This window comes from Streptomyces sp. S6 (assembly GCF_054880855.1).
Map to the genome: position 1 here is coordinate 1 of NZ_JBTYMC010000439.1, position 4,318 is coordinate 4,318.

5 protein-coding genes and 1 pseudogene are annotated in these 4,318 nt (G+C 73.6%); 4 read left to right on the forward strand and 2 right to left on the reverse strand.

Annotated elements, in window-relative coordinates:
* The 4 genes and pseudogenes from ACVNF4_RS33150 to ACVNF4_RS33165 form a co-directional block, all read left to right on the forward strand.
* Window positions 1-885, forward strand: an 885-nt coding sequence (locus ACVNF4_RS33150; protein WP_461806580.1) for a gluconeogenesis factor YvcK family protein, incomplete at its 5' end; no start/stop codon positions are given.
* Window positions 876-998 (forward strand): annotated as a pseudogene (locus ACVNF4_RS33155) (DNA-binding protein WhiA); the annotation flags it as partial. The gene ACVNF4_RS33150 and the pseudogene ACVNF4_RS33155, both read left to right, overlap by 10 nt.
* Window positions 999-1,071: 73 nt before the next feature.
* Window positions 1,072-1,764, forward strand: a complete 693-nt coding sequence (locus ACVNF4_RS33160) for a GNAT family N-acetyltransferase (protein ID WP_461806581.1) — start codon at window positions 1,072-1,074, stop codon at window positions 1,762-1,764.
* Between the two features lie 81 nt (window positions 1,765-1,845).
* Window positions 1,846-2,475, forward strand: coding sequence for a nucleoside/nucleotide kinase family protein (locus ACVNF4_RS33165; RefSeq protein WP_461806582.1), 630 nt, complete (start codon window positions 1,846-1,848; stop codon window positions 2,473-2,475).
* Window positions 2,476-2,478: 3 nt separating this feature from the next.
* Here the strand turns inward: ACVNF4_RS33165 and ACVNF4_RS33170 are convergent, their stop codons facing one another.
* Both ACVNF4_RS33170 and ACVNF4_RS33175 read right to left on the reverse strand, forming a co-directional pair.
* Complete coding sequence (locus ACVNF4_RS33170) at window positions 2,479-3,378, reverse strand: UTP--glucose-1-phosphate uridylyltransferase (RefSeq protein WP_461806583.1); 900 nt, start codon at window positions 3,376-3,378, stop codon at window positions 2,479-2,481.
* Between the two features lie 95 nt (window positions 3,379-3,473).
* On the reverse strand, window positions 3,474-4,318 hold an 845-nt coding region (locus ACVNF4_RS33175; protein ID WP_461806584.1), incomplete at its 5' end, for a maleylacetate reductase.

Genomic DNA, 4,318 nt, shown 5'->3' on the forward strand with positions numbered 1-4,318 from the left:
GACCTCACCGCCGTCGTCACCGTCGCCGACGACGGCGGCTCCAGCGGCCGGCTGCGGGACGAGCTGGGGGTGCTGCCCCCCGGCGACCTGCGCAAGGCGCTCGCCGCGCTGTGCGGGGACGACGACTGGGGGCAGACCTGGGCCAGGGTCGTCCAGCACCGCTTCCAGTCGCAGGGCGAGATCAACGGCCACGCGGTCGGGAACCTGCTGATCGTCGCCCTGTGGGAGCAGCTCGGGGACCACGTCCAGGCGCTCGACCTGGTCGGCAAGCTCCTCGGGGCGCACGGCAGGGTGCTGCCGATGTCGGCGGTCCCGTTGGAGCTCCAGGCGCTCGTCAAGGGCCACGACCCCGACCGGCCGGACGACGTGGACACCGTGCGCGGACAGGCCACGGTGGCGCTGACGCCGGGAGAGGTGCAGTCCGTGCACCTCGTGCCGCACGACCCGCCCGCCGTGCCGGAGGCCGTGGCGGCCGTACGGGACGCCGACTGGGTGGTTCTCGGACCCGGGTCCTGGTTCTCCTCCGTCATGCCCCACCTGTTGGTCCCGGAGCTGCTGGACGCGCTGACGCAGACCAAAGCGCGCCGGGTGCTCTCGCTGAATCTCGCTCCGCAACCGGGCGAAACAGACGGGTTCTCCCCGCAGCGTCATTTGGAGGTTTTGGGGCGACACGCCCCTAAACTCGCCCTGGACGTGGTGCTGGCCGACGAGGCCGCCGTGCCCGACCGCGAATCCCTGACCGACGCCGCCAAACCGTTCGGTGCCGCGGTCGAGCTGGCGCCGGTGGCCCGGCCCGACGGGACTCCGCGGCACGACCCGGAGCTGCTGGCCGCCGCGTACGACCGTATTTTTCGGATGCATGGAAGGATCGGCCCATGGCGATGACGGCAGCGGTGAAGGACGAGATCTCCCGGCTCCCCGTCACCCGGACCTGCTGCAGAAAAGCGGAGGTCTCGGCCATCCTGCGGTTCGCCGGCGGCCTGCACCTGGTGAGCGGGCCGGCGAGGCGCTGCGGGCCGTCGAGGAAGGGCATGCGCGGGGCAAGGTCGTCATCGAGATCGGGGACGCGCGATGAGCCATGTCCTGGACAACCCGGCGCTGCACTCCCTCACCGGACCGCACGCCCGGTTCGCCGAGCGGCGGGGGGCCGCGCTGCGCTATCCCGTCGACGTGTCGCCGTGGCTCGCCCTGCCCGACGACCCCGGCCCCGCCGACTGGGCCGACCTCGCCGCGCTCACGGGGGCCGGTGAGGAGGTGATGCTGTCCGGGTACGTGGGGGCCGTTCCCGCCGGCTGGGAGATCACCTTCCACGTCGAGGGCGTCCAACTCGTCGACGACGGGCTGGCCGCCGCGCCCGACACCGAGGCCGTGCGGCTCGGCGCCGCCGACGTGCCCGAGATGCTCGACCTGGTGGCCCGCACGCGGCCCGGCCCCTTCCTGCCCCGGACCGTCGAGATGGGCACCTATCTCGGCATCCGCCGCGAAGGGGCGCTCGTCGCCATGGCGGGGGAGCGGCTCCACCCACCGGGCCACACCGAGATCAGCGCCGTCTGCACCGACCCCGCCTTCCGCGGCCAGGGCCTCGGCACCCGCCTGATCCTCGCCGTCGCCCACGGCATCAGACAACGCGGCGAGGTGCCGTTCCTGCACACCGGGGCGTCCAACACGAACGCCATCCGGCTGTACGAGTCGCTGGGCTTCCGCCTGAGCCGACGAACGGCGTTCCTGGCGGCGCGGGTGCCGGAGGTGGTGGGGGTGGGGTAGGCGGGGGAGCGCAGGGCGGGCTCGGGCACGGGGGGCGGGCGTCGTAGTCACCGGGGTGTCCGGCCCCGGGACACTGTTCCCATGACCTACGACGACCTCCTCCACCGAGCCGCCGCCCTCCCCCGCCCCGGACACCGCGCGATCCTCGGCATCGCCGGGAGCCCCGGGGCGGGGAAGACGACTCTCGCCGAGCGACTGGTGCGGGACCTCGGGGAGTTCGCCGCGCACGTCCCGATGGACGGCTTCCACCTGGCCGACGCCGAGTTGGACCGGCTCGGGCGGCGGGACCGCAAGGGGGCGCCGGACACGTTCGACGCGGCCGGATACGCGGCGCTGCTGCGGAGGCTGCGGGAGGAGACCGGCGAGGTGGTGTACGCGCCGGGGTTCGAGCGGGTGCTGGAGCAGCCGATCGCCGGGGTCGTTCCGGTACCGCCGACGGCCCAGTTGGTCGTCACGGAGGGCAACTACCTTCTGCTGGGCACCGGTTCGTGGGCGCGGGTGCGGGACGAACTGGACGAGGTGTGGTTCTGCGCGCCGGACGAGACGGAGCGGGTGCGCCGACTCGTCGCCCGGCACGAGGAGTTCGGGAAGACGCACGAGGCCGCCGTCGCCTGGGTGTCGGGGACCGATCAGCGCAACGCCGGCCTCGTGGCGGGGACGCGGGAGCGGGCGGACCTGGTGCTGACAGACCGTCAACTCCCGTCGCCTTGAAGGTTATTCGGCGTCCAGTGTGCGGACCAGGTCGCGCAGGACCGGGCCGTACTCGGGGTGCGCGAGGGCGTGGGCCATCTGGGCGACCAGGTAGTCCGCCGGGTTGCCGGTGTCGTACCACTCGCCCTGGATGACCTGCCCGTACACCGCGCGGGTCGCGGCGTACGCGTTGATCGCGTCCGTCAAGTAGATCTCGCCGGTGCGGTGTTCGTGCCAGCGGCGGGTCTGCTCGCGGAGTTCGTCGACGATGCCGGGGGTGATGACGTAGCCGCCGATCGCCGCGTACGAGGAGGGCGCCTCGGCCGGCTTCGGCTTCTCCACCAGGCCGGTGATGCGGAGCTGTCCGTCGCCGAGGTCCTCCTTCACGAGGGGGACGCCGTAGCGCTGCGAGTCTTTCGGGTCCATCGGGAGCAGGGCGAGGACCGGGCAGCCCGTCGCCTCGTACGCGCGGATCAGCTGCTGGGCGCGGGGGATCTCCGCCACGAACACGTCGTCCGGCCACAGGACGAGGACCGGTTCGTCGCCGAAGGAGCGGGCCGCGTTCAGGACGGGGGTGCCGTTGCCGTAGGGGCCGCGCTGGTCGAGGTAGGTGATGTGGCCCCGGCGGGCCAGCTCGGCGACCTCCTCCACGGCGTCCGCGTACGCCGTCTTGCCGTCGGCCCGCAACTGGTCCACCAGCGCCGGGTTCGGCCGGAAGTGGTCCTGGATCAGGGACTTGCCGCCCGAGACGACGATGGTGATGTCCGTGATGCCGGAGTCCACCAGCTCACGCACCGTGTGCTCGACGACCGGCTTGTCGCCGACCGGCAGCATCTCCTTCGGGATCGCCTTCGTGAGGGGCAACAGGCGCGAACCGAGCCCGGCGGCGGGGATGACGGCCCTGCGGATCGTGGGGGAGGACATCTGCTCTCTCTCAGGTGGACGGCACACCGTGCGGCGCGCGGTGCAGGGCGACGTTATCGACGCGACCGCACCGCCCGCACCTCGCCCACCGCGTCTCAGACAGCCGGGGGCCGCCCCGACCAGGCGTCACGCAGCAGCCGGGTCAGGCCGTCCGGCGTCACCTCGCGGGGGTTCGCGTAGGGAGCGGCCAGGGCGAGCCGGACGATCCGGTCGATGTCGTCCTGCGCCATGCCCAGTTCCCGCAGCGAACGCGGAGCGCCGAGCGACCCGGCGAGGTCCCACAGCCGCGTCGCCGGGTCGGCGGACGTGCCGAGGGCCCGGCCCAGCGCGGCCACCGCCTCCGGTGCCGCCGGCTGGTTGTAGGCCAGGGCGTGCGGGAGGACGACGGTGTGGGTGGGGGCGTGCGGCAGGCCGAGCGTGCCGCCGAGGGTGTGGCAGAGCTTGTGGTGCAGGGACATCGTCGTCGCCCCGAGACACGCCCCGCACAGCCAGGCCCCGTACTGGGCGCGGGCACGGGCGTCCAGGTCGGCGCCGTCGGCGGCCACGTCCGGCAGCGCGGCGGCCAGCGCCCGGACACCCTCCTGCGCCATCAGGCCGATCACCGGGGAGGCGTCCGGCGCGTACAGGGCCTCGACGGCGTGCGCGATCGCGTTCATGCCGCTGGTCACGGAGACGTCCGTGGGGAGCGGCACGGTGAGGACGGGGTCGTACAGCACCGACACCGGCAGGACGCGGGGGTCCCTGCCGGTGCGCTTCACGCCGTCCTCCGTCAGGCCCCACACCGGGGTCATCTCCGAGCCCGCGTACGTCGTCGGCACGGCGACCACCGGCAGGCCGTGCCGCAGCGCGACGGCCTTCCCGAGGCCGATCGCCGAACCGCCGCCGACGGCGACACAGCCGTCCGCACCCACCTCCTCGGCGCGCTTCCGCGCCGCGTCGG

Coding starts and splice junctions, on each gene's coding strand:
- ACVNF4_RS33160 (WP_461806581.1), top strand. CDS start 1,072: ATGAGCCATGTCCTGGACAACCCGGCGCTGCACTCCCTCACCGGACCG.
- ACVNF4_RS33165 (WP_461806582.1), top strand. CDS start 1,846: ATGACCTACGACGACCTCCTCCACCGAGCCGCCGCCCTCCCCCGCCCC.
- ACVNF4_RS33170 (WP_461806583.1), bottom strand. CDS start 3,378: ATGTCCTCCCCCACGATCCGCAGGGCCGTCATCCCCGCCGCCGGGCTC.